The organism is Cellulosimicrobium sp. NPDC057862 (assembly GCF_042797035.1).
In the GTDB taxonomy this organism is placed as follows: domain Bacteria; phylum Actinomycetota; class Actinomycetes; order Actinomycetales; family Cellulomonadaceae; genus Cellulosimicrobium.
Map to the genome: position 1 here is coordinate 1 of NZ_JBHVMH010000042.1, position 1,071 is coordinate 1,071.

The 1,071-nt window shown below is 71.5% G+C and carries 1 pseudogene; it reads right to left on the minus strand.

The features are described 5' to 3' along the window. Positions 1–664: 664 nt before the first annotated feature. Positions 665–1,071, minus strand: a pseudogene (locus tag ACFVN3_RS20830) (ATP-dependent Clp protease ATP-binding subunit ClpX); the annotation flags it as partial.

The following is a 1,071-nucleotide window of genomic DNA, read 5'->3' on the forward strand; positions in this document are numbered from 1 at the left end:
CCGCAGCCCCACCGAGTTCGAAACCCTTCACACCGCCGCCGACCTCGCGGCATGATCAACCAACAGAACCTGTCCGGGAAACCGGGTCAGGCTCCGCTCCCGCCAGGCCCGCCACGACGCGGCACCACCACCCACCCCGCCCTACGTCGTCTCACCCTGGTCGGCCCTCACCTCGGGCGACCGCCCGCGGTGGGTTCGGCCCGCGCCGCGCGGGCGGCCGGGTCGCGCGACTGGCCGTGTCGACGCACCGTCGCGCCCGGAACGGTCGCCGGCCGCGGTGCCGTCATGTCGAGCAAGTGGTGCGGGCGCGTCTGGCGCGCGGGACGACACCTCGTCGCCTGGTCGACCCACCAGGACGGTCTGGTCGGCCTCGTGCCGAGTCGCCACGGGCACTCTGCTCCGGCGGGCCGCTCGATGGTCGCGAGCGGCGACCGATGTCCCGGGCGAGACGATCGCCGAGCGGTGGGGGTGGGCTCGGATGCGAAGGGGCGTCAGAGCGGCGCTCCTAGAACCCACGGCCGAAGAGCCGGGGTGACGGCGCCGCAGCCCCGAGCACCGAGACCACCCCCGCCGCGGACCCGACCCCGCGGGCCCGAAACACGACCACGGCTCTACCTCGCCCGACCACGCCTCTACCTCGGTGGACCGGGGCTCTACCTCGGTGTCAGGCGGACTTCTCCCGCGGGGTCCGCGACCGTGCAGCAGTCGTGCGCGGCACGATCGTGGGGTTCACGTTGTCCAGCACGACCTCACGCGTGATCACGACCCGCTCCACGTCGTCACGCGAGGGCACGTCGAACATCACCTGCTGCAACACCTCCTCCATGATCGCCCGCAACCCCCGCGCCCCCGTCCCGCGCAACAACGCCTGCTCCGCGACCGCCTCCACCGCACCGGAGGTGAACTCCAGCTCCACCCCGTCGATCGCGAACATCCGCTGATACTGCTTCACCAACGCATTCCTCGGCTGCGTCAGGATCCGCACCAACGCCTCAGAGTCCAACGCCGACACCGACGCGATCACCGGAAGACGCCCGATGAACTCCGGGATCAACCCGAACCGGTGCAGAT